At 68.8% G+C, this 26,494-nt stretch carries 22 protein-coding genes, 1 tRNA gene and 1 pseudogene; 18 read left to right on the forward strand and 6 right to left on the reverse strand.

The window, feature by feature from the left end; translation table 11 throughout:
- Positions 1–183 precede the first annotated feature (183 nt).
- From H3C53_06505 to H3C53_06520, 4 genes are all read left to right on the forward strand, one after another.
- Complete coding sequence (locus tag H3C53_06505) at positions 184–1,587, forward strand: MBL fold metallo-hydrolase (GenBank protein MBW7916323.1); 1,404 nt, start codon at positions 184–186, stop codon at positions 1,585–1,587.
- 5 nt (positions 1,588–1,592) lie between these two features.
- Entirely contained in the window at positions 1,593–2,528 is a 936-nt protein-coding gene (locus H3C53_06510; protein ID MBW7916324.1) for a hypothetical protein, read from the forward strand.
- On the forward strand, positions 2,525–3,511 hold the full coding sequence (locus H3C53_06515; protein ID MBW7916325.1) for a cysteine synthase family protein: 987 nt from the start codon (positions 2,525–2,527) through the stop codon (positions 3,509–3,511). Before H3C53_06510 ends, H3C53_06515 begins: the two co-directional genes overlap by 4 nt.
- A 67-nt stretch (positions 3,512–3,578) precedes the next feature.
- A complete protein-coding gene (locus H3C53_06520) occupies positions 3,579–4,541 on the forward strand; it encodes an aldo/keto reductase (protein MBW7916326.1) in 963 nt (320 codons plus the stop codon).
- 13 nt (positions 4,542–4,554) lie between these two features.
- Here H3C53_06520 and H3C53_06525 read toward each other — a convergent pair whose 3' ends face one another.
- A complete protein-coding gene (locus H3C53_06525) occupies positions 4,555–5,118 on the reverse strand; it encodes a dihydrofolate reductase family protein (GenBank protein ID MBW7916327.1) in 564 nt (187 codons plus the stop codon).
- A 16-nt stretch (positions 5,119–5,134) separates the two neighbouring features.
- Positions 5,135–6,871: a chloride channel protein gene (locus tag H3C53_06530; protein MBW7916328.1), complete on the reverse strand. Its 1,737-nt coding sequence runs from the start codon at positions 6,869–6,871 to the stop codon at positions 5,135–5,137.
- A 300-nt stretch (positions 6,872–7,171) separates the two neighbouring features.
- On the opposite strand from H3C53_06530, the gene H3C53_06535 reads away from it, so the two are divergent.
- From H3C53_06535 to H3C53_06575, 9 genes are all read left to right on the forward strand, one after another.
- On the forward strand, positions 7,172–7,393 hold the full coding sequence (locus H3C53_06535) for a cold-shock protein (GenBank protein MBW7916329.1): 222 nt from the start codon (positions 7,172–7,174) through the stop codon (positions 7,391–7,393).
- 225 nt (positions 7,394–7,618) lie between these two features.
- Positions 7,619–9,904 carry a hypothetical protein gene (locus tag H3C53_06540; protein MBW7916330.1) on the forward strand — a complete coding sequence of 762 codons (2,286 nt, stop codon included), beginning with the start codon at positions 7,619–7,621 and terminating at the stop codon, positions 9,902–9,904.
- Positions 9,905–10,078: 174 nt separating this feature from the next.
- Entirely contained in the window at positions 10,079–10,768 is a 690-nt protein-coding gene (locus H3C53_06545) for a FadR family transcriptional regulator (protein ID MBW7916331.1), read from the forward strand.
- A 25-nt stretch (positions 10,769–10,793) separates the two neighbouring features.
- Positions 10,794–11,261: a gamma-glutamylcyclotransferase gene (locus H3C53_06550; GenBank protein ID MBW7916332.1), complete on the forward strand. Its 468-nt coding sequence runs from the start codon at positions 10,794–10,796 to the stop codon at positions 11,259–11,261.
- Between the two features lie 71 nt (positions 11,262–11,332).
- Complete coding sequence (locus H3C53_06555) at positions 11,333–12,892, forward strand: hypothetical protein (protein ID MBW7916333.1); 1,560 nt, start codon at positions 11,333–11,335, stop codon at positions 12,890–12,892.
- A 22-nt stretch (positions 12,893–12,914) separates the two neighbouring features.
- On the forward strand, positions 12,915–13,856 hold the full coding sequence (locus H3C53_06560) for an ABC transporter permease (protein MBW7916334.1): 942 nt from the start codon (positions 12,915–12,917) through the stop codon (positions 13,854–13,856).
- On the forward strand, positions 13,857–14,717 hold the full coding sequence (locus H3C53_06565; GenBank protein ID MBW7916335.1) for an ABC transporter permease: 861 nt from the start codon (positions 13,857–13,859) through the stop codon (positions 14,715–14,717). It abuts the gene before it with no gap.
- A 93-nt stretch (positions 14,718–14,810) separates the two neighbouring features.
- Positions 14,811–14,885 (forward strand) — tRNA-Val (locus H3C53_06570).
- 200 nt (positions 14,886–15,085) lie between these two features.
- Entirely contained in the window at positions 15,086–16,366 is a 1,281-nt protein-coding gene (locus H3C53_06575) for an ATP-binding protein (GenBank protein ID MBW7916336.1), read from the forward strand.
- Positions 16,367–16,437: 71 nt separating this feature from the next.
- Here the strand turns inward: H3C53_06575 and H3C53_06580 are convergent, their stop codons facing one another.
- Complete coding sequence (locus tag H3C53_06580) at positions 16,438–17,265, reverse strand: HAD family hydrolase (protein ID MBW7916337.1); 828 nt, start codon at positions 17,263–17,265, stop codon at positions 16,438–16,440.
- A 324-nt stretch (positions 17,266–17,589) separates the two neighbouring features.
- On the opposite strand from H3C53_06580, the gene H3C53_06585 reads away from it, so the two are divergent.
- Positions 17,590–19,815 carry a hypothetical protein gene (locus H3C53_06585; GenBank protein MBW7916338.1) on the forward strand — a complete coding sequence of 742 codons (2,226 nt, stop codon included), beginning with the start codon at positions 17,590–17,592 and terminating at the stop codon, positions 19,813–19,815.
- A 174-nt stretch (positions 19,816–19,989) separates the two neighbouring features.
- On the opposite strand, the gene H3C53_06590 is transcribed toward H3C53_06585, so the two are convergent.
- Positions 19,990–20,472: a restriction endonuclease gene (locus H3C53_06590; GenBank protein ID MBW7916339.1), complete on the reverse strand. Its 483-nt coding sequence runs from the start codon at positions 20,470–20,472 to the stop codon at positions 19,990–19,992.
- 845 nt (positions 20,473–21,317) lie between these two features.
- On the opposite strand from H3C53_06590, the gene H3C53_06595 reads away from it, so the two are divergent.
- Both H3C53_06595 and H3C53_06600 read left to right on the forward strand, forming a co-directional pair.
- A complete protein-coding gene (locus tag H3C53_06595; protein ID MBW7916340.1) occupies positions 21,318–22,196 on the forward strand; it encodes a hypothetical protein in 879 nt (292 codons plus the stop codon).
- Complete coding sequence (locus H3C53_06600) at positions 22,189–22,698, forward strand: hypothetical protein (protein ID MBW7916341.1); 510 nt, start codon at positions 22,189–22,191, stop codon at positions 22,696–22,698. The genes H3C53_06595 and H3C53_06600 overlap by 8 nt, the downstream gene beginning before the upstream one ends.
- An 81-nt stretch (positions 22,699–22,779) precedes the next feature.
- On the opposite strand, the gene H3C53_06605 is transcribed toward H3C53_06600, so the two are convergent.
- The gene (locus H3C53_06605) at positions 22,780–23,289 is read right to left on the reverse strand and encodes an ImmA/IrrE family metallo-endopeptidase (GenBank protein MBW7916342.1); all 510 of its coding nucleotides are present in this window, start codon (positions 23,287–23,289) and stop codon (positions 22,780–22,782) included.
- Positions 23,290–23,312: 23 nt separating this feature from the next.
- Positions 23,313–23,684, reverse strand: a complete 372-nt coding sequence (locus H3C53_06610) for a helix-turn-helix transcriptional regulator (GenBank protein MBW7916343.1) — start codon at positions 23,682–23,684, stop codon at positions 23,313–23,315.
- 1,173 nt (positions 23,685–24,857) lie between these two features.
- Here H3C53_06610 and H3C53_06615 point away from each other — a divergent pair.
- Both H3C53_06615 and H3C53_06620 read left to right on the forward strand, forming a co-directional pair.
- Positions 24,858–25,124, forward strand: a complete 267-nt coding sequence (locus H3C53_06615; GenBank protein MBW7916344.1) for a hypothetical protein — start codon at positions 24,858–24,860, stop codon at positions 25,122–25,124.
- Positions 25,121–25,717 (forward strand): annotated as a pseudogene (locus H3C53_06620) (N-acetylmuramoyl-L-alanine amidase). Before H3C53_06615 ends, H3C53_06620 begins: the two are co-directional and overlap by 4 nt.
- The last annotated feature ends 777 nt before the right edge of the window (positions 25,718–26,494 follow it).

Genomic DNA, 26,494 nt, shown 5'->3' on the forward strand with positions numbered 1-26,494 from the left:
AGCTGTTCGGCGTCCGGCAGGGGCGGCATGAACGTATTATGCCGCGCGCGCATAGCGCCGGGGCGGCGCGCCATAGCCGCGCCGCGCACCGCGCCGGTGCCGCGCCGCGCACCGCGCGCCCAGGCATTAACCTTGTTGCAGCGGCCGGCGCCGAGAGCGAACCGGTCCCCCTTGGAGGCGGGCGTGCACTTCGAACAGTTCTACGATCCCGACCTCGCCCAGGGCAGCTACCTGGTGGGTTGCCAGGCGGCGGGCGAGGCCGTCGTGGTCGACCCGCGCCGCGACGTGGACGTCTACCTGGCCGCCGCCGCCGCCCAGGGGCTGGTGATCACCGCCGTGACCGACACGCACGTTCACGCCGATTACGTGTCGGGCGCCCGCGAACTGGCCGCCGCCACCGGCGCTCGCCTGTGGCTGTCGGACGAGGGCGGCGAGGAGTGGCGCTACCGCTTCGACCACGTCGGGCTCGGGCACGGCGACGTCATCGAGGTCGGCAACGTGACCCTCGAGGCGTTGCACACGCCGGGTCACACGCCGGAGCACCTCTCCTTCCTCGTCACCGACAGGGCCCGCTCGACCGCCCCGGCGCTCCTGCTGAGCGGCGACTTCGTCTTCGTCGGCGACGTCGGCAGGCCCGACCTGCTCGACGCCGTGGCGGGCGGCAAGGACACGCGCTTCGAGGGCGCGCGGCGCCTGTTCGCCAGCCTGGCGGAGCACCTCCTCGCCCTCCCCGACCACGTGCAGGTCTGGCCCGGGCACGGGGCCGGCAGCGCCTGCGGCAAGTCCCTCGGCAGCGTGGCGAGCAGCTCGGTCGGCTACGAGCGCCTCTCGGCCTGGTGGGCGCCGCACCTGGCCGCCGCCGACGCGCCCGCCTTCGAGCGGGAGCTCCTCGACGGGCAACCGGAGGCGCCGACCTACTTCGGGCGCATGAAGCGCGTCAACCGCGACGGGCCGCCCATCCTCGGCCGACGCGGCGCGCTCGCGCGCTTCACGGGCGCCGAGCTGCGCGGCCGCGTGAACCGCGACGTGGTGCTGATCGACACGCGCCCCGTCGCGGAGCAGTGGGCGGGCTCGGTGCCCGGCGCCCTGGCCGTGCCGGGCGGTGCGTCGTTCGCCACCTACGCTGCCTGGGCCATCGACCCGGAGAGCGACGGGCGCCCGCTCGTCCTCGTGGCCACCGACGCGGAGCACGCTGCAGGCCTGCGTGACCGCCTCGCCAGGGTCGGCATCGACGACGTCGTCGGCTACCTGCCCTCGTTCGAGGGCCTCGACCTCGTCCCGCCGACGCTGGCGACCCCCGCCGACGTGGGCGCGACGGTGGAGACGCTTGACGTGCGGAGCGGCAGCGAGTACCGCGCCGGGCACCTGCCCGGGGCGCGGCACCTCGCGGCGGGGAACGCCCTCGCCCGGGCGCACGAGCTGCCAAGGGGCGGCCGGCTCGTCGTCTACTGCCAGAGCGGTGGTCGCTCCGCCGTCGTGGCGAGCGCGCTCCGGAACCGCGGCTTCGCGAATATCGTGGAGCTAGGCGGTGGGTACGACGGCTGGCTCGCCTACCACGGCGGCCGCGTGGATGTGGAAGGAGCGTAGCGGTCATGACCGATCAGAGCAGCGAGGCACGCCACGGCAAGCGCGGCAACCGATCCGGCGGGTGGTGGCCGGTTGCCCTCATCGTCGTCGGCGTCCTGATACTGGCCGGCAACCTCGGGCTCGGCCTAGGCCCCCTGTGGCGCTTCCTCGGCAACGCGCTGCAGCTCTGGCCGGTCGCGTTGGTGGCCATCGGCCTCGACATGCTCACGCGCGGGCGCTACCGCCTGCTCGTCGCCTCCGTGGCCGTTGGCCTGGTGGTGGTGGTCGCCGCCTACGGCGGGTTCGGGCGCACCGCGGGTCCGCCCGTGACCGTCGAGCAGGCCGTGGCGGGCGCCCGCAGCGCGCGGGTGACGTTGGGCGTCGGCGCCAGCGCCGTGACGCTCGGCGCGGCCCCCAACGCGACGGCCGCCATCTGGGGGACGGTCAGGCCGACGCGCAACGAGCACGTCGAGCAGAAGGCCGCCAAGCGCGGCGACGTGCTCGACTTCTCCCTGCGGAGCCGCACCACGGGCTGGCCGTTCTTCAACGTCTTCGGGGGCGGGAGCGGCGGGAGCTGGAACCTCACCCTCAACGAGGACCTGCCCACCGACCTGGTGATCGACGGCGGCGTCGGGTCCCTGACGCTCGACCTCGAGCGCGCCGACCTGACGGGCCTCGACCTCGACGCCGGCGTGGGCATGATCACCATCACCCTGCCGCGCGCAGGCGGCTTCACGGGCACCGTCGACGGCGGCGTCGGCAGCACCACCATCCTCGTCCCCGCCGACCTGGCCGTGGTCATCGAGGTCGACACGGGCGTCGGCGCCGTCAACGTGGAGGCTGGCTTCGAGAAGAGCGGCAACACCTACAGGAGCCCCGCCGCGCGCACGGCGGGGGCCGACGTCGCCAGGTTGCGGGTCGACGTCGGGGTCGGCAGCCTCACGATCAGGTCGCGGCGGTGACGGGCCTCGACGAGGCCGTCCGTCGCGGCGGCCCGGCGCAGGTCGCCGCCCCACCGCAGCGACCGGGTGCCCTGGGAGCCGTCGGGCGCACCCCGCTCGTGGCGCTGCGCCGCGTCGTGCCCGCCGGCTCGGGGCGCGTGTTCGTCAAGCTCGAGCAGGCCAACCCGACCGGCTCCTACAAGGACCGCATGGCGCTCGCCGTGATCGAGGCGGCCGAGGCCGACGGCCGCCTCGCGCCGGGCACCACCGTCCTCGAGTGCACCGCTGGCAGCACCGGCACGGCCCTGGCGTTCGTGTGCGCCGCCAAGGGCTACCCCCTCAAGATAGTCACGTCCGACGCCTTCGCGGCCGAGAAGCTGCGCAGCATGACGGCGCTGGGCGCCGAACTCGAGCTCCTCGCCAGCGAGGGCGGCAAGGTGACGCCGGACCTCGTGCCGCGCATGATCGCGCGCGCCGAGGAGCTGTCGCGCCTACCCGGCTACTTCTGGAGCGACCAGTTCCATAACCCCGACGCCCTCGCCGGCTACGAGGAGCTTGGAGCCGAGGTCCTCGCGCAGACGGGCGGGCGGGTCGACGCCTTCTGCGCCGCCGTCGGCACGGCCGGCATGCTCATGGGGGCCGCGCGCGCCCTGCGGCGCGGCGCGCCGGGCTGCAAGGTCGTGGTGCTCGAGCCGGCCTCGTCGCCCATCATCAGCGAGGGTCGCGCCGGCCGCCACGGCGTTGAGGGCATCTCGGTGGGCATCGTGCCGCCGCTCCTCGACCAGGGCCTCTACGACGAGGTCCGCACGGTGGACGTGGGCGAGGCGCGGTCCATGACGCGCGCGTTGGCGCGCGACGAGGGGCTCCTCGTGGGGCTGTCGACCGGGTTGAACGTCGTGGCAGCCACCCGGCTGGCTCGCGAGCTCGGGGAGGGTAGCGTGGTGGTGACCGTCGCCGTCGACACGGGACTCAAGTACCTGAGCGGCGACCTGTTCGGCGCGTGAACTTGGCGCGCGGCGCCGCGGTCGGCGGGGCGCCGGCGCCCCGGCCGGCCGGCGGGAGGAGAGTCGCATGGAGTACCGGGTCGTAGGCCGCACCGGCGTCAGGGTCTCGAGCCTCTGCCTCGGCACCATGACGTTCGGGGGCGAGGCGAGCGAGGCCGAGTCGGCGCGCATCTTCGAGGCGAGCGTTGCCGCGGGCGTCAACTTCGTCGACACCGCCGACGTGTACGCGGGCGGGCGCAGCGAGGAGATCGTCGGTCGCCTCCTGGCGGGGCGCCGCGACGAGTTCGTGCTGGTGAGCAAGGTGTTCGGCCGCAAGTACCCGCCGCCAAACGCCGGCGGTTCGTCGCGGCGCCACATCGTGCGCGCCGTCGAGGACTCCCTCAGGCGCCTGGGCACCGACCGCCTCGACTTCTACCTCCTGCACCAGTTCGACGCGGACGTGCCGCTCGAGGAGACCCTCGGAGCCCTCGACGACCTCGTGCGACGCGGGCTCGTGCTGTACGTGGGGGCCAGCAACTTCGCCGCCTGGCAGTACATGAAGGCGCTCGGCATCAGCGAGCGGGACGGGCTCGAGCGGTTCGCCGTCATCCAGCCCATGTACAACCTCGTCAAGCGCCAGGCCGAGGTGGAGATCCTCCCCATGGCGCTCGCCGAGCGCCTCGGCGTCATGACCTTCAGCCCGCTCGGGGCGGGCCTCCTCACCGGCCGTTACGCGGGAGAGGACCCGCGCGGGCGCCTCGTCGAGAACGAGCGCTACCAGCGGCGCTACGGCCTGCAGAGCTACGTGGCCACCGCGAAGCGCTTCGTGGAGTACGCGCACGAGGCGGGCGTCGACCCGGTCACCCTGGCCGTGGCGTGGTGCACCTCGCACCCGGCCGTCACCGCCGCCATCGTGGGCGCGCGCACGGCGGCGCAGGTGGCGCCCGCCCTGGCGGCGGCCGAGTTCGTGCTGACACCGGGCATGCGCGCCGAGGTGACCGCCCTCAGCCCGGAGGTGCCCCTGGCGCACGACCGCCGCGAGGAGGCGTGAAGGTCGCCGCTCGCTAACCGGCGGCGGGTCGGGGCAGCGCGTAGCGCGCCTGCACCATCGCCCCACCGTAGGACCCGGAGGCGAGCAGCGTCATGGGCGGCGTCGCGATGAGGCGCGGCAGGAGCGGCGCGCCGGCCCCCAGCGCGACCGGCGCGTACGTCACCAGTATCTCGTCGAGGAGGCCCGCGTCGTGGAACTGCCCCGCGAGCTCGCCGCCCCCGACGATCCACACGTCCTTCCCGCCCGCCGCCGTCACCATGGCAGCGTGGACCGGCGCCACCGCGCCACGCGCGAAGCGCACGTCGGCGCCGGTCGGGACCGGCAGCTCGCGCGTCGTGAACACCCACGCCGGTTGCGAGTACGGCCACGACATGGGCTTGGGCGCGCCAGGCAGGACGTGCCGCTCGAGGATCCACATGTAGGTGCTCGAGCCCATGGCGAGGGCGCCCACCTCCGCGATGAACTCGGGGTAGTCGCCGCCCGGGAGGGCATCGAACTGCATGAGCCAGTCGAGGTCCTCGTGGGGGGCGGCGATGTAGCCGTCCAGGCTGCTGGCGACGTAGTAGACGGTTCTCATCTCGCGCCTCCTCGGTTCACGCCTGCGGCTCCTCGGTGCGCACCGGTCGGTCCCCGGTCGGCGCCGCCAGGCGCGCCATGAACTCCGCGCGGGTGGCGGCGGTGGCGACCACCGTCACCTTGTCGTTGGCGCTCAGGCGGGTGGAGCCGCTCGGCACGGTCGTCTCGGCGCCGTGCCTGAGGCTGGCGATGAGCACGCCCTCGGGGAGCGCCAGGTCGCGCAGCTCGTGGCCCACCAGCGGGCTGCCCGCTGGCACCTCCGCCATGAACATCACGTCGTCACCGCCCGAGAGCGGCACAGCCTCGCCCGTCCCCAACCGTGCGAGGAACTCGCTGTCCATCACGTCCGGGTCGAGGCTCACGGCGCGCTGCCGCAGGAGCCGCAGCACGGTGGCGAGGTACTCGCCCTGGTGCACGGGGCTGTCGCCCGGGCCCGGCAGCGCGAACTCGTGCAGTGTAGGGTACTTCCGGCCGCGGCTCAGGCGCTCCTGCACCATGAAGCTCAGCGCCACGGCCAGCATGGTGGGCAGGATGAGCTGGTAACCGCCGGTCATCTCCGCCACCATGATCAGCGTGGCCAGCGGCACCCGCGCCGCGCCCGCGAACACGGCCGCCATGCCGACCACCGCGAACGCCTCCGGCGCGGGCGTGAACGACTCGAACCGCCCCAGGTGCGCGGCCAGCGACCCACCCAGCATGACGCCAACGTAGAGGCTCGGCGCGAACGTGCCGCCGGAGCCGCCCGAGGCGATGGTGAACGCCATGGTGACGAACTTCCCGAACGCCAGGGCGAGCATCAGCCAGGCGCCGAGGCTGCCGTCGATGGCGAGCTGCATGTAGCCGTAGCCGCTGCCGAGGAGCTGCGGGAACACCATGCCGATCAGCCCCATGAACAGCCCGCCCACCGCCGGCTTGATGTGGTCCGGCACGCGCCAGCGCGCGAACGCGTCGCGCACGGCGTAGTAGACGAGGGGCACCAGCGTGCCCATCACGCCGGCGGCCACGCCCAGGAGGGCGTACCAGGGCAGCTCCCTGAAGCCCGTGAAGGCGGCCGGCGCGGCCAGGTGGAAGAGGGGGGTGAAGCCCGTGAAGCTGCCGCTGATGGCGTAGGCGGTGGCGGCGCTGATGAACGTGAAGACGAGCGCGGCGCTCTCGAACGCCAGGCCGCTATAGAGCACCTCGACGGCGAAGATGGCCGTGCCCAACGGACTGCGGAAGATGGCGGACAGGCCGGCGGCCATGCCCGCCAGCATGAGTGTGCGGCGTTCGTCGTCGGGCAACCTGAGCCAGGTGGCCGTGATGGCGCCGAACCCGGACGCGATCTGCGCCGTCGGCCCCTCCCGCCCCGCCGACCCGCCCGAGCCGATGGTGAGGGCGCTCGCGATGGTCTTGAGGATCGGGATGCGCGTGCGCACGTAGCCGCCCAGGTGGTGGAACGAGCGGATGGCGGCGTCCGTGCCGTGCCCCTCCGCCTCCGGCGCCAGGGTGAAGATCAAGACCCCCACGATCAGGCCGCCCAACGTGGTCGACACGGGGATGAGCCAGTTGAGCCCGGTCGCGACGGGACCAGCCGCCATGCCCGTCGCCTCCTCGGTGGTGAGGACCGGCACGTGCGCGATGCCCGTCACGAACCACTGGCTGACGACCTCCACCATCCACAGGAACAGGTGGGCCCCGCCCGCGCCGACGACTCCCACGACGATGCTCATGAGCACCAACCTCGTCGTCTTGTCAAGCCGTAGTAGCCAGGGCATGGTCGTCTCGCGGTCCGGCCGGGTGGGATCAGGCGCCGGCGAACCCGAGTGCCGATGGTAAGGCGCGGGGCCGCGCGCGGGGTCGGAGATGGGTCACACGCGCCGCGGGGTCAGACGGTGACTCCGCTCGAGCCTGGGTGGGGCGCCAGGCGCGCTCGTGTGTCGTGTGAGTGCACTTCACGGCGGGATGGTGTACTCTGTTGGCGTTCCCGGAAAGCTGAATCAGTTTTCTTGTAACTCGGGCCACGCGGCTCGGAAATCCAAACGCTAAACACGGTTTTAGCAGTCAGGCAAGACATCATGGCAACAGGCAAAGTCAAGTGGTTCAACGGCGAGAAGGGCTTCGGCTTCATCGAGCAGGACGACGGCGGCAAGGACGTCTTCGTTCACTTCTCCGCCATCCAGGGCGAAGGCTTCCGTAACCTCAACGAGGGCGACGAGGTGGAGTACCGCGTCGAGCAGGGCCAGAAGGGCCTGCAGGCCGCCAACGTGACCGTCACGAAGGCCGCCGGCCGCTACTAACCCCCTAACCTCGGCAAGGCGGGCGGCGCCTGGACTAGTCCAGGCGCCGCCTTCGTGTTCCCAGGCGCCGTGAGGCGCCCGAGTGTGAGAATCCCCGTCTGGTCGGGCCGCACGACCTGCCCTAGAATGCCGGCAGTTCGAGAACGTGACGCGCCGCTCGGCATGGGAGGCTCGACGATGGGGACGGATCGTGCAGGCTCTGGTGCGGGGGTTCGCCCGCGACGCGTGACCGCCGCCGCTGCGGTGGTAGCGCTCCTCTTGGTGCTCGGCCCGGCCCGGGCGTGGGCCCAGGACGGCTCTTGGGGCGGCGCCGGTCTGGCGTTGCCGGCCGCCGCAGACCGGGCCGCGGACGCCGCGCTCGTTCCCTCGGGGGCGCCGGTGCGCCAAGGGAGCGGGGCCGATCTAGCTGCGGCGCAGGCGGCCGCTCTGGCGCGAGCCGACTCCCTGCCGCCCGAGTCCTGGGAGGTCGGTGCGCTGGCGGAAGCGCTGGGACCCGACCCCGTCACCGCGTTCGAGTTCGTGCGGGACCGCCTGGCCTTCGACCCCTACCCTGGCGTTCTGCGAGGGCCCGACGGGGCCTTGGCCGCGCGCGCCGGCAACTCCTGGGACCGCGCCCTGCTGCTGCGGGCGCTCCTCGACCGGCACGAGCAGACCACCAGGCTCGCCACGGGGGAGTTGAGCGACGAGTCCGTTACCGAGCTGTTGGCCGCCGCCGCGCACGGCGCGCCGCGGCCCTTCAGTGAGCCCGGCGCGGCGGCCGGCAACGTGATGGACGCCACTCCGCTAGGCACGCGCGCCCGGCGCGACCACGCCCTCATCACGGCGGCGCTGGCCGAGGCGGGTGTCTTGGACGCGCTCGGGGCGCCCGCGGGCGACGTGGTGCGCTCGGCCGTGCCCGACCCGCGCGTGGCCGTCCGCCTGCACGCCTGGGTCCAGGTCGAGCAGCCCGACGGCAGTTGGCTCGACCTCGATCCCTCACTGCCGGGCTCGGTGCTGGGAACGGCGCTGGCGAGCGCCACCACCACCCTGGCCGAGGTGCCGCCCGAGGCGCTCCACCAGGTGGTGGTGCGGGTCCTGGTCGAGACGCTCGAGGACGGCGAGCTGAACGAGGAGGCGTCGCTCGAGGCGACCCTGTCCGCCGTCGACGCCGCACGCGGCGAGGTGTGGCTCTACTTCCAGCCCGAGGCCGCCGGTGGCGGCGGAGGCGGCGTGGGCGCCCTCGGCGCGGCCGTGACGGGCGCGTTGGGCGAGGGCGGCTGGCAGCCGGTGCTCCTCGTGAACGGCGCACCGACCGTCGGCGCGAGCTTCACCCTGAAGGCGAGCGGCGGTGGCGGCGGGCTCTTCGGCGGGTTCGGCGGTTTCGGTGGCGGCGGCAGCGAGGGACCGCAACTCGCGCGCTTGCGCCTGGAGCTCGTGGCTGAGGCGCCGGACGGCTCCGAGCGCGCCGCGAGCCGCGTGCTGCTCGACCGGGTGGACCCTGCGGCCCGGGCGGCGGGCGCGGTCTCGGCGAGCGACCTGGCCGAGCTGCCGGAATCCGGCACGCCGCCGGCGTTGGCGTCGTTCCACCACGTGCTCGTCTCGACCGGCGGCATGAACCCGCGGGAGCAGGCGGTAGCCAGCGCGTACGCGCTCGGCTTCGCCGGCAACGACCTGCAGGAGGAGGGCGCGGCCTCCGCCTACCCGGTGCAGGACGTGCTGTTCCCACTCGCCGTGGCCGACCAGCAGCTGGTGCTGGCCTCCGAACGCGTTGTCGTTGACGGCATGGCCTCGGCCGGCGTGCGCGCCTACGTGGGCGGCGCCCGGGCGTACGTGGTCTCGCTGACGCCCTACGCGGGCGTGGAGGGCGGCACCGCCTCGATCATCGACCTGGCGCTGGACGACGTGTCGTTGATCGGTGCCGCCGACCCGGCGGCCGAGGCGCGGCAGCGCCTCTGGTACGGCGTGCTGCAGGGCGCGCTTGAGACGCAGATGACGTTGGCGCGCTCGCTGGCCGTCGACCCCACCACCGCCCGCGTCGACAGCGTCAGCCTCCGCATGGGCGAACCGCTCACGGTGCTGCGGCCGGGAGACGCCGCCACAGTTCCCGCAGCGGCCGCCGAGCTGAAGGCCGCCTTGGCGGCCGGCGCCGTGGTCGTCAGCGTCGGACAGCCGGGCGCCGAGGGCGCCTTCTGGGCCGTCGACCCCGCCACTGGGGCCGCGAGCTCCGTCATCGAGCCGGGCCTACGCATCGGCTTCATCGGCGGTGGCAACTACGTCAACTCGGCCACCAGCGGCATCCGCTACATCATCGACCCCAACACCCTCAACACCATCGGTTACGAGGTCAACGGGAAGACCTACCTCTTCGGCCGCACGCCCGCCAGCAGGTGCTCTGGCGGCCAGGAGTACGTGACCATCCTCGGTTGCGTGTCGATACCCGGGTCGTTGACCGTGGGGCAGTTGGCGCTGGTCGTCACGGCCGTGACGGCGTGGGCGACCGTGGCCATCGAGGTGATCTACTACTTGTGGTAGGTGGGGTGGCGGGCGACCGGTGTACCAATCGGTCGCCCGCACTACCCCCCTCGAGGCGGCCGGGGCGCCGGAGTCGACGTCCGACGTCTTGCCACTGTTCAGAACACCTGATATCCTGCACACCAGTCGAGAAGCCGGACGAGGAGCGAGCCTCCTCCCGTGGAGGAACCAGGCGTGGAGCCGATTCAACGCGCGAACGTGCCGCAGGCCATCGCGGAGCGCATCATCGAGCTGATCACCAAGGGCGAGCTGAGGCAGGGCGACCAGTTGCCGCCCCAGCGCGAACTCGCGAAGCAGCTCGGGGTGGGCGTCTCGTCGGTTCGCGAATCGCTCCAGTCGTTGACCGCGCTGGGCCTGATCAACATGCAGCCCGGCAAGGGGACCTTCGTGAGCGAATCTTTCGATGGGCTGGCCGGGCGCCACGCGGCCGTCGCTCCGCTGGCCGCCGCCCAGGAGACGCGCGACCTGCTCGAGGCGCGACTTCACCTCGACACCGCTGTGGCCGAGATGGCCTGCCGCCGCGGGACGGCCGAGGACCTGGCTGCCCTGCGACGAGCGTACGAACGGATGAGCGACGCCACCGAGCGCGCCGACATGACGGCGCTCGAGGAGGCCGATCTTGCTTTCCACCTCCAGATCGCCGAGGCCGCGCACAACGCGGTGATGACCCACATCATCCGCACGGTCGTCGGGCTCATCAGCAACCAGATCCACCGGACGCCATTCACGAGCGACGTGCTCGCGCAGCACCGCGCGGTCCTGGAGGCGGTAGAGGCGCGCGACGTAGAGCGGGCACGGGCAGCGGTACGGCGCGTGATCGGCAACTCCCTGGCCCAGCTCGCGCTGGACGAGCCCGACGCGTGAAGCGACGCACTGGAGGCAAGCGATGATGTACTACTTCGGGTACTGCACCTTCTTGAACGAGCCGGAGCTGAGGCATTACCTGCCGCGCGCCGAAGCCGTGACGAAGGGGTACGCGGCTAACAGCAAGGTCGAGTTCCGCGGCCAGGTGACCCGCACCGACCGTGGCTGGTGCCACATCAACAACGGCCCTGAAGCGAAAGGCGCCCGCGCCTACGGCGTGGTCTTCGCTCACCCCGCCGCCGACTTCGAGGTCGACTTCGCGGGCTTCGAGCGCTACTTCCTCACCGTTTACGGCGAGGACGGCAAGACCTACGACTGCTGGACCCTCCGGCTCACGGAGCCCAAGGATCACGTGCGGCCCCCGAACTTCTACTGGCACCACATCCCGGCCGGCCTGGAGGCGTGGGAGTTCCCGACGGAGGTGAAGGAGGCCGTGTTGGCCGAGTACGAAGCGGCCAGGCCGTGCGTGGACCCTGACCAGGCGCCGAACTGACCCGGCGTAGTTCGACACCCAAGGCACCGACGGTGGCACGGGGAGCCCCGGATGCGAAGAAGGAGTACAGGATGGCAACCTCGTCAGATCGCAACAGGTTCAACCTCCCACTCGTGAAGGTCCTGCTGGCTCTACTCGTGCCGCTGGCCTTCGTGGCCGGCGCGCAGGCCACGCCCAAGCCGGGCGGTCAGCTGAAGGTGGGCTGGAACTACTCCGGCGGGACGCTCGACCCGCACAAGGGCATCGTGCACGGCCCCGACTACTGGATCATCAAGCTCGTATACGACACGCTCGTCGACCTCGACGCCGATCTGAACGTGGTCCCCGAGCTGGCCAACTCCTGGGAGATCAGCGACGACGGCCTCACCTACACGTTTCACCTGGTAGAGGGCGTCAGGTTCCACAACGGACGCGAACTCACGTCGGCGGACGTGCGGTACTCCTTCGAGCGGCTCCTCGACCCCGAGACAGGTGCTTCCAGGCGCGCCAACTACACCGACATCGAAAGCATCGCCACGCCCGACGACCACACCGTCGTCCTGAACCTCGCTCGCCCCAACGCCGTGATGCTCACCCAGCTGACGCAAGCGGCCGCCAGCATCGTGGCCCACGAGGGCGTGGAGGAGCACGGCGACCTGAGCGCGAACGAGGCCGGTTCCGGGCCGTTCATCCTCCGCGGCGTGCAGGCCGACAACAGCATCCTCATCGAGAAGAACCCCGACTACTTCGTGGCCGGGCTACCGTACTTGGACAGCATCGTCTTCACCACCGTGCCGGACAACCAGGCGCGGAACACCGCCGTGCGCACCGGCGACCTCGACCTCATCACGCACGTGACCGACAACTACATCAGCCTTCTGCGCCAGGACCCGAGTGTCGTGATCCCCGAGGGCGACGGCGCTTCGGGCCAATGGTTCTCGTTCATCATGAACGTCCGCCAGGCGCCCTTCAACGACGTCAAGGTGCGCCAGGCGATCGCGCAGGCGCTCGACCGGGAGCTCCTCACGCGCGTGAGCCTCGACGGCGAAGGGTTCCCGCTGCTGGGCGCCTCGTTGGCCGAGTGGCACTGGGCGGCGCTCTCCCCAGTGTTCAGTGGTAGCGACATGCAGGCCGCCAAGCGCCTCATGGCCGAGTCGAGCTACCCCAACGGTTTCGCGTTCACGCTGCGCGTCTGGTCGCCGCAACAGTTCGCGGTTCGCGCCGCGCAGATCATCCAGGCGGCCCTCTCCGAACTCAAGATCGACGTGACCATCGACCAGCAGGGCGACTGGGCCACCTACTGGGGCGCCGTCACGGGCGGCACCTACGACGCCACCCTCCAGGGCTTCGGTGGCAACATCGACCCGCACGACTACCTGTTCGAGGCGTTCCGCGAGGGCGGCGGCAGGAACGTGATGGGCTACGTCAACCCCCGCATAGACCAGCTCCTCGCCGACGGGCTGCGTGTGACGGACCGCGCCGAGCGCAAGGCCATCTACGACGAGCTGCAGACCATCCTGGTGGAGGACTCGCCGCAGGTGTTCATCTGGAACCAGAAGCAGTCGGAGGCGCACCAGGCCTATGTGAAGGGCTTCTACCACCACATGACCCTCGACCTCTCGGCCCTCACCACCACCTGGCTGGACAAGTAACCGGTCTGGGGCGGCGCGGTCCATGAGCTTCGTCCTGCGCCGCCTCATGCTCACCCTGCCGGTGCTCCTCGGGATCACCGTCGCGGTGTTCCTCATCATGAAGCTGATCCCTGGCGACGCCATGATGGCGCGCCTCGGGACCGATGCCACCCCCGAGCTCATCCAGCGCTTCCGCGATCAGCACGGCCTTGACCGGCCGACCTTCGTGCAGCTGGTCGAGTGGATCGGCAAGGTGGCCACGCTCGACTTCGGCGTGTCGATGGTCACCGGTCGCGGCGTCCTCGAGACGATCGGCCAGCGGTTGCCGGCCACCCTCGAGCTCACGCTCGCGGCCACCCTGCTGGCGTTAGGGATCGGCATACCTCTCGGCGTGGCGGCGGCGGCCAGCCGCGGCCGCTGGGCCGACTTCCTCGTGAGGCTCGGTTCCATCCTCGGGCTATCCATCCCCAACTTCTGGTTGGCGCTGCTACTCACGCTCTGGTTCGCGCTGCGGCTCAGGTGGCTGCCGGCCACCGGCTACGCTTCGCTCTTCGGGCACCCGCTCGAGCACCTCAGGTACGTGGCGCTGCCGGCCTTCACGCTCGCCGTTGGCATGGCGGCCGTGGTGGCGCGCTACGTGCGCTCGTCCCTGCTCGACGTGCTGGGACTCGACTACATAAGGACCGCCACCGGCAAGGGCTTGAGCAGCCGCGTGGTGCTCATCCACCACGCCTTGCGCAACGCGCTCCTGCCAGTGACCACCGTGGTGGGGATACAGATGGGCGCGCTCATCGGCGGGACCGTCATCATCGAGGACATCTTCGCCTGGCCCGGCATGGGCCGCTACGCGCTCCAGGCCATCTACGAACGCGACTACCCCGTCATCCAGACCATCGTGCTGGTGGTGGCATGCTTCTACGTCGTCATCAACCTCCTCGTCGACCTCGCCTACGCGTGGCTCGACCCGAAGATAAGGTTCGACTAGATGGCGATTGGCACCGGCTCCCGCCGCCCCTCCGCCGTAGCCCGGGCACTGCGCGACCCGGCGGCGCTGGTGGGCGGAGCTGTGGTGTTCCTCGTGCTCGTTCTGGCTGTCTTCGCCGAGGTGATAGCCCCCTACGGCTTCAATCAGATGGACTTCTCGGCCACCCTGCAGGGGCCCAGCGCGCAGCACTGGTTCGGCACCGACGAGCTGGGCCGCGACCTGCTGAGCCGCCTGATCCACGGGGCGCGCGCCTCCGTGACCGTGGGGGTGGGTTCCGCGCTCTTAGCCTGCCTGCTGGGTGTGACCGTTGGCCTCGTGGCCGCCCTGCGCGGCGGCCGCACCGACACCACGCTCATGCGGCTGATGGACGTGCTGTTCGCGTTCCCCGCCATCCTCTTAGCCCTCACGCTCGTGATCATCCTCGGCACCAACATCCGCAACATCGTGCTGGCGCTGGGGATCATCTACCTCCCGCAGTTCGCGCGGGTCACCCGCGCCGCGGCGCTGGCCATCAAGAACGAGCAGTTCGTCGAGGCCGCCGTGGCCCTCGGGAACGGCGGCGGCAAGGTGGCGCTCAAGCACGTGCTGCCCAACATCCTCTCGCCCATCCTCGTCCAGCTGACCGTCACCGTGGCCTACGCCATGCTCGCCGAGGCCGGCCTCAGCTTCGTGGGCCTCGGCATCCAACCACCCAACCCCTCGTGGGGCGCCATGCTCAACTCCGGCAAGACCTACCTGGAGCAACACCCTCACCTCACGATCTTCCCCGGCGGCTTCATCATGCTGGCGGTGTTCGGGTTCAACTTCTTAGGAGACGGGCTTAGGGACCTGCTCGACCCGCGGCAGCGGCCTAGAGGGTGAGCGCGCGCCACCGGCGTTGACGCCCCGAGCGGGCTCGGCATAAGCTACTTGACGCTGGCAGCAAGGTTCGGGTTCGCGCCGGCAGCGGTTCATGGGCGGTTAGCTCAGCGGGAGAGCACTCGCTTCACACGCGAGGGGTCACTGGTTCAATCCCAGTACCGCCCACCACAAGAAGCGAAGTCTAAGAGGGTGGAGGCTCCCGCGGACGGCGACGGCCCGTGGGGTGGTGGCGTGATCGCGGAGCTGCGGATCGCAGGCCACGAATCTACGAGATACTCGTCGCGAATCTACGAGATGAGAGCCGCGAATCTACGAACTCGTGACCGGATGCACGTTCAGGACGCGCCTTCGTCCGCTATCATGAACCTATGCGAGGGTCGGTTCCAGCAACGGGGTTCGTCCGGAGGAACGCACTACCGACGTTAGCCGAGACGCTGGCCGATACGCCGATCACGGTCATCCAGGGTGCCCGCCAAGTCGGGAAGAGCACGCTTGCGGCGGAACTGGTCGAGCAGCGCGGAGGGGTGCTCGTAAGCCTCGACGACGCCGTGGCGCTCGACGCGGCTCGAAGCGATCCAGATGGTTTCCTGGATCTAGCCAACGGAGCCCTGTTGGGGATCGACGAGATCCAGCGAGCGCCGGAACTGGTGCGCGCCCTCAAGGCGGCCGTGGATTCTGATCGCCGGCCAGGTCGGTTCCTCATCACTGGCTCCGCCGATCTGCTCGATGTACCGGGCGTCAGCGACAGCCTAGCTGGACGAGCGGAAACCGTGCCCCTGTTCGGTTTCAGTCAAGGAGAGATCGCCGGCGTGGTCGATGATTTCGTCGGCAATGTGATCTATGGCGGTGACGAGTGGATCGGTAGTCGCACCTCAGAACTCGAGCGCGAAGAGTACTTGACCATCTTGTGCGCCGGTGGTTATCCGGAGGCTCTGAGGCGTCATGAACGCGCACGCGAGCGCTGGTTCGAGAACTACCTGACCAGGCTCTTGCGGCGTGACGCCGCGGAAGTGAGCCGGCTCCAACACATCGACCGCTTGGGTGTCTTGATCCGACTCATAGCCGCCAACAACGCAGGTGAACTCGTGCAGGCCCACCTGGCGCGTGACGCCGGGGTGCCCGAGACCTCACTGGCCCCATACTTGAAGCTCCTCGAGAGCCTCTTCTTGATCCATAGGCTGCCGTCGTGGAACGCCAGCCTGACGAAGAGGGTCATCGCACGGCCGAAGCTGGCACTCCTCGATTCCGGTTTGTGTGCTCACCTGATCGGGCAGACGCCGGAATCGCTGTCCGCGCCTTCCGGCCTGAAGTACGTGGGCGGACTGCTGGAGGGGTTCGTCGGCGCCGAGCTGCGTAAGCAGCGAACCTGGTCCAGTAGCCGCTTCGGCCTGCATCACTTCAGGGACCGCGACGGGGGCGAGGTAGACCTCATCATCGAGGCTGCTAACGGTGACCTGATCGCGGTGGAGGTGAAGGCGGCCAAGAGCGTCCACAAGGGAGATTTCAGAGGCCTGGAGCGGGTCCGCGACCGGTCCGGGCCGACCTTCAAGGCCGGGATCGTGCTCCACGTGGGCCGAAGAGCGCATTCCTTCGGTGACCGCCTTTGGTCCATGCCTCTGGATGCCATCTGGGGAGCCAGAGGAGGATAGGCCCTGGCATCATCGGGTCGTAGCGCTCGGACCCCTGACCGCCGCCAACCCGGTCGTGGCGGTGCGATGCCTCAGACGCCCAAGAGGTGCCGCAGCACCGTGACGACGCCATGTTCGTCGTTCGAAGGCGCGAGGTAAGCGGCGCGCTCACGCACCTGAGGATGCGCGTTGGCCATGGCGAACGACCACCGCGCGGCGTCCAGCATCTCGAGGTCGTTGAGGTAGTCGGCGAACACGGCCGTGCGCTCCGGCGGCACGCCCAGCGCGGCCTGTAGCGCTCGCACGGCCTGCCCCTTGTTCACGTCGCGGGCCATTATGTCTATCCAGTTCGCGCCGGACACGACCAGCTGGTACCCCTCCGCCAGAGGCGCGAAGGTGGTGCGCGCCAGGGGTTCGGCCGGGCCGAAGACGTAGATGGCCAGCTTGAGCGCCTCGTCGTCCACGCGCGTCAGGTCGTCGACGACCTCGAGGCGCGCGTAGTACTTATGCGCTTCGTTCACGAAGAACGCGTCGCGCCGTTCGACGTAGGCGCTCTCCACCCCGCAGAGCACGAGGCCGAGGTCGGCTTCGGTCCGGCGCGTGGCGGCCACCACGCGTCCCACGAGGCGTGCGTCGACGGTGGTCTTGGAGACCACCTCGCCCCCGTGCACCACGAGGTTGCCGTTCTCCGCCACGTAGGCGATGTCGCCGGGTGCGTCAGCGAAGGAGCGCACCAGGGTGGCGTACTGGCGTCCGCTGGCCGGGACGAAGGTGGCGGCGCGTTCCCGCAGGACCTCGAGTAGCGGCCAGAAGGACGCCGGTATCTGGTCGTCGCTCGTGAGGAGGGTGCCGTCCATGTCGCAGACCACCAGGCCCACGTCGTGGGGGCCGGGTGGGATTTCGGTCCAGGGTAGGGGCATGAGGGACCAGGTTAGCCCGCCACCTGCACCATGCGTGGGGGAGTGTTGCGGTTGGGTGAGCCCGCGCGCGGCACGGCCAGCTGCGGTCGTGACCTCAGAAGCTTGTGCGAGCCGCGCACCGGTGCTGCATAACGAAGTTGTTCATAGGGTGTGCGACTGCGACGTGTCTACAATACGCGCAGCGTTAGCTGCAGTCAGAGCCGGTAGCGACCGGCAGGAGGTGCGTCCATGGACGCCCGTCGTTGTGATCTCGGGAGCATCAGGCAGCAAGGCCGGCGAGCGCGGAGGCCGTATCGGCGGGCCTGCACCAGGACCCTCAGGACCATGAGATCCTTCGTGGTCGCGGTTGGCGCGCTTCTGCTTTGCGTCGGCCAACCGGGGGCGACCGCCTGGGCGCAGGCGACAGAAGACCCGGTTCGTACGCTGTTCCGGTTGCCGGACGCGGCCGATCGGCCTGCGCACGCCGCTACCCAGCTCCCAGACGGCCTGCCGCCGGCCGTGGACGAGCCGGATCTGGCCGCCATGCGGGGCGCACAGTTGAACCTGCTAGATGAGCTGCCGCCTGAAGCGTGGGAGCGGGACGCCCTAGCCGAGTCCATCGGGCCGGAGCCTGCCTCAGCTTTCGAGTTCGTGCGGGACCACATCGCTTTCGACCCATATAGCGGTGTTCTGCGCGGTGTCCAAGGAGCCCTAGCGGCACGAGCTGCCAACAGTTGGGACCGCGCGCTGCTGTTACGCGCCCTGCTCGACCATCACGGCCACGTCACGCGCCTGGCGTTCGGCGACCTCGACGACGCGGCGATCGATAAGTTGCTGGCCGCGGCTGTTGATGGCGCCGTGTCGGCTTTGGACCCGCCGGACCTCACCACCAAAGTAACCACCTTCGACCTGCAGGCCCTGGCGGATCGTGCGCGGCGGGATCACGCGTTGTTGACGCAGGCGCTCGATGCGGCGGACATGCTCGACGTGCTCGGGCGCACGGACGAACCGGGAGCGCGGCGTGCTGAGGCTGTCGTTCCTGACTTGCGAGCCGCCGTACGTTCCCACGCCTGGGTTCAGGTCGAGCAGGGGGATGGTAGCTGGCTCGATCTCGATACGTCGTTGCCTGGCGCGGTGCCCGGTGCTGTGCTGACCGCGGCCGCCGGCTCCACCGATGAGGTCCCGGAGGACGCGCAACACAGCGTGGTGGTGAGGGTTCTGGTGGAGACGCTCGCCGATGGTGAGCTCGAAGAGTCGGTCTCTCTAGAGGTACCTTTCACGACGATCGATGCCGCGGGTAGCGAGCTGTGGCTGCTCTTCCGCCCCGAGGAGGCCAGCGGAGGCGTCGGGCTGTTCGGTAGCAGCGGCGGGAAGAACTGGCAGCCGGTGTTCCTGGTAGACGAGGAAGCTCTAGCGGGGACGCCGTTCCCGCTCAGCAGTAGCGGCGGCGGAGGTGGCTTCGGCGGCCTCCTCGGTGGCGGTGGCGGCGGAGGTGCGCAGGTGACGCGCGTCACGCTCCAACTGGTCGCTAGGTCTCCGGACGGCACTGAGCGAACGGCCGAACGCACCCTCCTGGACCGGGTGGATCCGAGGGAACGTCAGGCCGGGGAGGTAAGCGCCGGCTCATTGACAGCGCTGCCCTCCAGCGGCCCGCCGCCAGAGTTGGGAGCGCTCCACAACATCGTCTTCTCCAACGGTGGCATGAGTCCGCGGGAACAGATCCGGTCGAGGATGGCGGCGATCTACTACGTGAACGAGTTCTTGCGCGCCAAGGAGACGGAGGAGACGCCATCCGAACAACCCCTGCTGCGTGCGCTGGCTGTGGTCGATAACGAACTTGTGCTGGCTTCGGAAAGGGTTGCCGTTGCCGGGTTGTCAGGCCCAGGGATGAGAGCCTTCGTCGGTGGCGCTCGGTCCTTCCTCGTGTCATTCGGCGCCACCCCTGAGCTCGAAGGCGGAGTTGACTCAACCATCGACTTGGCGCTCGACGGAGTAGCTTTGGTGGGGTCCGACGCCTCGGCCGAGGCGCAGGCGAGGCTGTGGTACGGGGTGCTGGAGACGGCCCTCGAGACGCAGGCTATGCAGAGGCGGTGGCGAGGTTTCGGTGAGACCTACGCCGAACTGGACAGCGTCAGCCTCCGGATGGGTGAACAACTCGCGGCGCTGACACCTGCCGCCGTTGCGGATGTGCCCGTTGACGCCGTCGAGATGGCCAGCGTCCTGCAGTCGGGAGAGGTGGTCGTGAGCGTCGGGGCGCCAGGTCCGGGCGGCGCGTTCTGGGCGGTAGAAGTCGGCACCGGCGCGACGCGCTCCGTCCTCGAACCGGGAGTGCGTGCCAGCCGTGGCAGGGTGGGTGACTATTACAGGGGACCCTCCTACCGTCGGGTCAAGGTCTGGGACATAGACCCCCCTGATCCCCCTGATCCCCCTGTGCCGCCTCCATCCAAGTGCGCAGGTAACGAGTACCTGATCATGAATCAGTGCGTCTCACTAAGGCGCATCTTCGTCGGAACCTTGCTCGGGTCCGGCGTGATCGCAGGCACCATGTTCGTCATCTGGGCGCTGGACTGATCCCCGCGCCAGCCATCGGGTTCAGGCCGGTGACCGACTTGCGTGCTCGTCCGGTGCGAGAACCGGTGCCGGCACCGGAGCCTGATCACCTAGCGATGCATTGCCGCCTGGTCCTTGCGTGCTTGCGTCCATGATCGCGCGGGCTTGCCTTGAGCGATGCCGGACTGCTGCCCCCTACGCCTCTTCGAAGAACCCGAGGTTGATCTCCTTCACCTCGTAGGTCTCCGAGGTCGTGACCCCGATGTTGTAGTCGATCATCAGCTCGGCCAGCTCGTCCCCATCGACCAGGACGATGTTGCCGATCTGGCGGGCTGTATCTCTGGCGCTCGACGTGAATGTGCTCGTGGTTATGAGCACTCCCCTCAGCGCCTTCCTCATGGCCAGCGCTCCGGATAGGTTCCTTACCTCGCCTGCCCCGACGGAGTGACCGGGAGCCCACCTCTTCGCCTGGATGTACACGTTGTCGATGCCGAGGCGGTCCTGCTTGATGATGCCGTCGATCCCGTCGTCGCTGCTCTGCCCTATCGCACGCCCAGCGTCCTGGACCGAGCCGCCGTAGCCCATCGCCACTAGTAAGCGAACCACCAGCCGCTCGAAGAACGCCGGGTCGGCTGTCAGCACCAGGTTCAGCAGGTCCTGCGCCAGGCTCGCCCGGATGGCCTGCCGTCGTCTCTCGCCCCTGCTGACTGTGTCACTGGCTCCCCACCACCGGAGGCGTGGTACCGCTTAGGAACCAAGGGGAACCTGTCCAAGAACGGTGTCCAGCCCTCTCCGCATACGCCATTCTCTCCTTCACGCGGAAGAAGAGCGTTCACCCATCCAGGGTGGTCCAGCTCGCCTGGAGGTGGGCGGCCACCAGTTGCGGGTGTAGCGCGGCAGCCTGCGGGGCGCGTGGTGGGGACTGAAGGTGGGCGAGGCGTTCTCTCTCGGGGAGTGGCTGCATAAGAAGCGACACAGTAGCGTCTTCCGGTTGGAGGGCGCAGCGATACGGCGTAAGCACGGGTTGAGCGAGGACCGGGCGCGAGCAGCGCTTAAGCTCCTGGCGGCCGTGAGCGTGATGGAGGATGGCCGGTGAGCATCACGGGGGCGGGCAGGAGCCCGGCTGATACGGAGTGGCGCCTGTTGGGCCCGTGCGGGGGCAGAACGGCCTGGCGTTGGTGGCGAACCGCCCGCAGCGTGTGCAGCGCGAGCTGATGGAGTCGCCGGAGGGAGGGGACGAGGCCGCTAGCGCGTTGGTAGGGCGGGTGCTGGAGTTGATGCTGGTGGGGGTGGGGGTAAGAACGCGGCGGAGCGCGAGGCGTCCGTCGCGGTGCAGACGACCGGGCTGCGGCGACTGCTGGAGGTCAGGGCGGCGGTGACGCGTAAGGTGCGTTACCGGATGGGCCGGGCGGAGGTCATGTATAACACGGTCCGTAACCGCGTGCGGTCGTGGCGAGCGGTGGTGCCCACTGACTCGGCAGCGGATGGGAGCGACGTCTGGTAGGCTCTCGCGCGGAGAGTAGATGGTGTCGGCCGAAACCTTAGGGTTCCGGCTGCCGTTACTTCATGGCCGCGCGTGGTGTATCCGATTGTCTTGGCGGCGGTTCTGGGGCACACTTGGGCATCTTGCTTGGGAGGGGATGGATGTGGAAAGCGCGGAGGCGGGGATCCTGCGGCTGACTCTCGAGGGCAAGGGTGTCTCCTTGGAGACTGTGGGCATTGGTGCGTTAAGTGAGGTTCTTCGGGCCATCACTGGCGTGGTGGAGGTGGCTGGTGGTGATCCTGGCGCAGTGTCGATGGTCGACATCCGCGAGGGTAGCGCCGTCTATGGGTTCCGGACCGAGCCGGACACGTCGGTGCTCCTCGCGGATGTCGTGGCTGGCATGGGGAGTGACGGGTCTCGTAGTTTAGGGCCTGATCTCGATGCGGCGATCAGGAAGATGCGGCTGGCGTTGCCGGCCTCGGTTGAGCTGCTCATCGAGCAGTCGATCGGAGACCGTGTCGAGGCGGCCAGGCTCGAGGCGGGGGACGAGGTACGCCAGGCGCGGGCCTTCAAGGGGTTCACGACCTTGTACGGCTTGGTGACTGGTGTGATCGCCGGTAAGTCGCCAACGGCGCGGATGCGCGTGGTGGGTGATAACCACGTGGTGGTGATGACATGCTCGGTTGAGAAGGCGCGGGTGTTCGGCGGCTTGATTCTTCGCATGGTGAAGGTCGGCGGTTTGGCGAGCTGGGACGTGGAATCGCTTCAGCTGCAGAGGTTCGAGGTGGTGGACGTCGCGCCGTTCGATCCGGCGCCGGTAGCGGAGTCGTTGCGAGGCTTGGCGGATCTCGTCGGGGATGCCTGGAGTGGCAAGGATGTGGTGAGCGAGATCGCGCTGTTGAGAGGGGACGATGAATAAGGGCGGTGATGTTATCGATACCTGCGTGCTTATCCTTGCGATGAAGCACACGCAGGGGGGTGAGGAGCGTTCGTCCTCGACGTTGCGGGCGTACGAGTACCTCGCGGCGCTTGAGGCGGAGCAAGTGGCGGCTATCGTGCCGAGTGTGGTGGTAGCGGAGCTGCTGACGCCGATGGAGCCAGCGGCGGCAGCTCAGGTTTGGACTTACCTGCAGAGCAACTTCATCGTGGCGCCGTTCGATGGTCGAGCTGCTGTGCTTGCTGCTGGCGCGATGCGAGCTGCGCTGGCCGCTAGGCGCGCTGTGGCTAACCCTGGCGGTCCGTCCAGGCATGAGGCCAAGGTGGACGGGATGATAGTTGGCACTGCCTTGGCGAGCGGTGCGACACGGATAGTCTCCTTCAACGTGGATGACTTCAAGGTCGCGGGGTCGGGTGTGGTGATCACCGAACCGCCGCCTGTCTCTCAGAACCGGCCGTTGCCGTTCAACCTGCCGCCGAACTAGGTAAGCCGCGGTCACGTGACGGCCAGCACTCGGAGGCCGCGACCGCGTCGCGGTTACAACCGTGTTGGATGGCTGCGGGTTCTAGACGAAGGGCGTGTAGAGACCGAGGTTCTGGAGTCTATAGCTCATGGCTTGTGAGCTGACGTTGAACTTCCTGGCGAGCGAGTCCAGTTCCTCGCTGTGCAGGGCGGTTATCGGTTCTTTCACAAGCTTACTGATGTCGTCTTCTGGGATCAGCAGGGCGGCTGCGAACGCGTTGGCTTGGATCTCCCTGGGGTTGGTACCTTTGGAGGAGCGGTCGTCTCTGAATAGAACCTGGTCCTGGTCGGCCCTGGTGTGCATCATGAGGTGTCCGAGTTCGTGGGCGATCGTGAACCGTTGGCGGGTATCTGGATGCCCTCCGTTGTAGAGGATCGTTGCAGCGCTGTTGCGCACGATGAGTGCACCGGCTAGGTCTTCGGGCGTGCTGGGCGCTTCGATCACATGGACGCCCAGTCTGGCCGCCACGCGCTTGGGGTCAACAGGGAGTGATGGGGAGAACTTATGCGCCATCTCCTCGCCGAAGGCGGATGCCCCTGCCTTCGAGCGCACGATCCTTCGATAAGCCGCATACGTCATCGTTCACCTCCGGCGGTCGCTGCCTCGGCCTCTTGCTCGAGTAGGACATCCAGCCACTCCCCGAGACCCTCCTCGAGTTGCTTGTGCCTCGCTGGGGCTTCTTCGTCGAATGCGTCGGCCACTGGCGGTAGAAGATCGGTCACGTCGCAGGCGAGGGCACGGGCGGTTCGGTAGAGGAAGGAGAGCGTGGCGCCCTGGCGATCGTTCTCGATGTTGACCAGGGTCGAGACGTTGACGCCGATCTTGCGCGCGAACTCCTCTTGGGTCATGGGGGTGTCTGATATCAGATCCCCGTGCCGGACAGCCCGGATGCGTTCTGCGACAAGCCGGTTGAGCGTCGTTGCCAAGATTCGCGCCTCGCCTTGCATGCCGACATATTAGCACAACTTGTAATAATCGCAAGTCCGCGAACGGCAGTCCGGCAAACTAGTCCCACCGCAGCGACATGACCGAGTACTTGCACTTGACGCAAGCCGATTGAAATGGTAGACTTGGAGAATGGAGGAGGAGTTGTTGGCATAAAGAAATCGAGCGGAGCAGCCCTGGCAGAGCCCCACTCCACTCGATATCTCGAACGATGCCGGTCGTTGCCGGCGAATCCCACTTGCCTGAATGGCCTGTATTAATCCGCAAGGAAGCTGGCTAGCCCCTTGCCGGCATCTTACAGTAGACCCCGCTCTTTACGCAAGCTGGCATCACGGTAACGCCGAATCGAGGTTCGGGGCTCGAAAGGCGTGCACATGGAAATTCAACATGTGGCACCGCTTCCTGCCTCAGGAAGCGGTGCCACGAAGCCTAGCGAGGTCACCGTAGGTGGCCTGCGCATCGTCCGGTTCCTGCAATACCGTGACAAGTCGACCGGCAGGTATGTGAGGCGGGACGTTGTTGAGACTATGCCGCCGCAGCAAGTGCTGGTTGAGTCGCGGACGATTCGTCTTCCGGCGGAGTCGGCTGACGTCGAGCCGGCCGCAGCCTGAAGGCTCAGTGGGGGGCACCCGAAGGTGCCCCCCACCCTACTTTGGAGTGAACCTAGTGGCTAAGCGTTCGTCGAACCCAAAGACCACGTCGAAGCCGGTCGCGTCCACCGCGGCCAAGACCCTAAACGACGATCGTGCGTCTGGCATTCAGCGCACCTTCGCAGGCTCCGCGCTGTCACAGGTGAACTCTGGGCGGCAGCCCAGTTTGGAGGTGCAGCGTCGGGCCGGCCTGGCGCTCTCCAACCCGCGATCTGCTGAACTCACGAAGGAGCTGGCGGCTAGCCTCCTCTCGCAGTCACCGTCCGACGACTGACGGTCGGATGCCTGAGATCCTCGCGAGTGCCGGCTGTCGGCGGTGCCCGCGGGTGATCCGAAGAGAGCAGGATATGAGCGCCCCGGGCATCCCCCGGGGCGCTCTCATGTAAGCTGGCGGCAATCGGCCCGGCGTGACGCCGGGGTTTGGACCAGCGCGTTTTCCGGCACCGTTCGGGGACGCGCGCGTGAGTGTGGCTTGACAACTTGTTGGGTTCCCGCTTAGAGTTCCGTTAAGCAGCAGGAGTGTCGGTGACGGCGCTCCTGCTGTTCTCGTTCCCTCCTCGGGGTTTCGGGTTCGGTCCGCTGGTCGCGCCCCGGCTGGCGGATCGTGACTTGGCTGCGTTGCGCGAGTTGTTGTTGACGATGGAGCTCACCTCGAAGTTGAAGCCGGCGCCGGTGAAGGCGGCGGTGAGCGTGGACTGGTGGCGGTTCTTGCCGTTGCTGTTGACGTTGGGTCTGTTGTTGGTGGCCATCGTGGCTGCGCTGCTTGGTGTGGATCTCGGGGGGTTGTTGTGATCATCGAGTCTTTCCCGGCGAGCCCTGAGAACTTCGATGCGGGGCGGCGTGGTGAGCGGGTGCGGCGCGTGGTGATCCATATCGCCGAGGGCAGCTTGGCTGGTACGGCAGCGTGGTTCGCGAACCCGGCGGCGCGGGTGAGTGCGCATTACACGGCCGGGGTTGACGATCGGGTGCTGCAGCACGTGGGTGAGGCGGATACGGCGTGGCATGCGGGTGACGCTGGGGTGAACCGGGAGAGTATCGGCATCGAGCATGAGGGTCGCCACCCGGAGGGTGGTGATTGGGTGCCGGGCCGGATGCAGCTGGAGGCGAGCGCTCAGTTGGTGGCCGAGGTGTGCGCGCGGCATGGCATCACGCCGAGTGTGGAGTCGATCGTGCCGCATTCGAGCGTGAACCCGCGTAAACCGCGGTGTACGGGGCCGGGGTTCCCGTTCGTGGGGTTCGTCGGCCTGGTGCGGGCGCTGCTGGCGCCGGCGGAGCCGGTGGGCTTGGCGGTGGGTGACGTGGTGCCGGTGCGGTTGTTCGACCCGAGTAGTAACGAGGTCGTCGGTGAGGGGTCGCGCATCTACGGGACGGACAAGGTCTACGTGAAGAGGTTCGGGCCGCTGCGCGCGGCCGTTCAGACGTTGGGCGCGGTGGCGCCGGCGGAGCCGGGTGTGTCGGCCCGGCAGGAGGAGGCGGAGATGGTGGAGCTCGTGGGTAAGGTCTGGCGGTCGGGTTGGTTGGGGAAGGCCGTGGTGGGGATCATCGGCGTGGCGTTGCTGGTGTTCTTGTGGCTGGTGTTGTCGGGCCGGGCGTTCGCGCAGGCGGTGGCACCTGACGTGCTGCAGCCGAGCTCGTGGTTCACGAGCCTGGAGGCGGTGTTCGCCATCACGGCGATCTTCGCTGGGTGGGTGACGAAGCTGTCCACGGCGTTGGATAAGGACTGGTTCAAGACGCAGGGCAACTCGACGGTGGCGTTGTCGGCTGTCATCGCGGCCTTGGTGGGCGGGGTGGGCGGCTGGTTGTCGTTGGGGGTGTTCGCCGGCGCGGGGGCTTGGCTGGCGCGGTGGCGGCGGCGGGCACGGCGGTGTTGGCGTTCTTGGGCGCGAACGCGAGCGCGAAGGCGGACCGGCAGGCGGTTGGCTGGGGCGGTGCAGCGGGCTGAGGACGCGGCGTCGCTGGAGGCTGGTAAGGCGCGGCTGTTGTGAGGCTGGGCGGCTGGCGCCGCTTGCTGCTGGTGTTGGTAGCGCCGTTGCTGCTGGGCGCGGCGCCGGCGCAGACGAGCTGGGGTGTGCGGCTCGACGTTGACCTGCCGTTGGATCAGACGGTGTGAAGCGTCCTGGGTTTGGTAGAGGCTCCGTTCTCACGCGGAAGGAGAGAATGGA

It is taken from the genome of Trueperaceae bacterium (assembly GCA_019454765.1).
GTDB lineage: Bacteria > Deinococcota > Deinococci > Deinococcales > Trueperaceae > JAAYYF01.

Coding starts and splice junctions, on each gene's coding strand:
- H3C53_06510 (MBW7916324.1), top strand. CDS start 1,593: ATGACCGATCAGAGCAGCGAGGCACGCCACGGCAAGCGCGGCAACCGA.
- H3C53_06520 (MBW7916326.1), top strand. CDS start 3,579: ATGGAGTACCGGGTCGTAGGCCGCACCGGCGTCAGGGTCTCGAGCCTC.
- H3C53_06525 (MBW7916327.1), bottom strand. CDS start 5,118: ATGAGAACCGTCTACTACGTCGCCAGCAGCCTGGACGGCTACATCGCC.
- H3C53_06530 (MBW7916328.1), bottom strand. CDS start 6,871: ATGCCCTGGCTACTACGGCTTGACAAGACGACGAGGTTGGTGCTCATG.
- H3C53_06535 (MBW7916329.1), top strand. CDS start 7,172: ATGGCAACAGGCAAAGTCAAGTGGTTCAACGGCGAGAAGGGCTTCGGC.
- H3C53_06550 (MBW7916332.1), top strand. CDS start 10,794: ATGTACTACTTCGGGTACTGCACCTTCTTGAACGAGCCGGAGCTGAGG.
- H3C53_06555 (MBW7916333.1), top strand. CDS start 11,333: ATGGCAACCTCGTCAGATCGCAACAGGTTCAACCTCCCACTCGTGAAG.
- H3C53_06560 (MBW7916334.1), top strand. CDS start 12,915: ATGAGCTTCGTCCTGCGCCGCCTCATGCTCACCCTGCCGGTGCTCCTC.
- H3C53_06565 (MBW7916335.1), top strand. CDS start 13,857: ATGGCGATTGGCACCGGCTCCCGCCGCCCCTCCGCCGTAGCCCGGGCA.
- H3C53_06575 (MBW7916336.1), top strand. CDS start 15,086: ATGCGAGGGTCGGTTCCAGCAACGGGGTTCGTCCGGAGGAACGCACTA.
- H3C53_06580 (MBW7916337.1), bottom strand. CDS start 17,265: ATGCCCCTACCCTGGACCGAAATCCCACCCGGCCCCCACGACGTGGGC.
- H3C53_06585 (MBW7916338.1), top strand. CDS start 17,590: ATGAGATCCTTCGTGGTCGCGGTTGGCGCGCTTCTGCTTTGCGTCGGC.
- H3C53_06595 (MBW7916340.1), top strand. CDS start 21,318: ATGGTGTCGGCCGAAACCTTAGGGTTCCGGCTGCCGTTACTTCATGGC.
- H3C53_06600 (MBW7916341.1), top strand. CDS start 22,189: ATGAATAAGGGCGGTGATGTTATCGATACCTGCGTGCTTATCCTTGCG.
- H3C53_06610 (MBW7916343.1), bottom strand. CDS start 23,684: ATGCAAGGCGAGGCGCGAATCTTGGCAACGACGCTCAACCGGCTTGTC.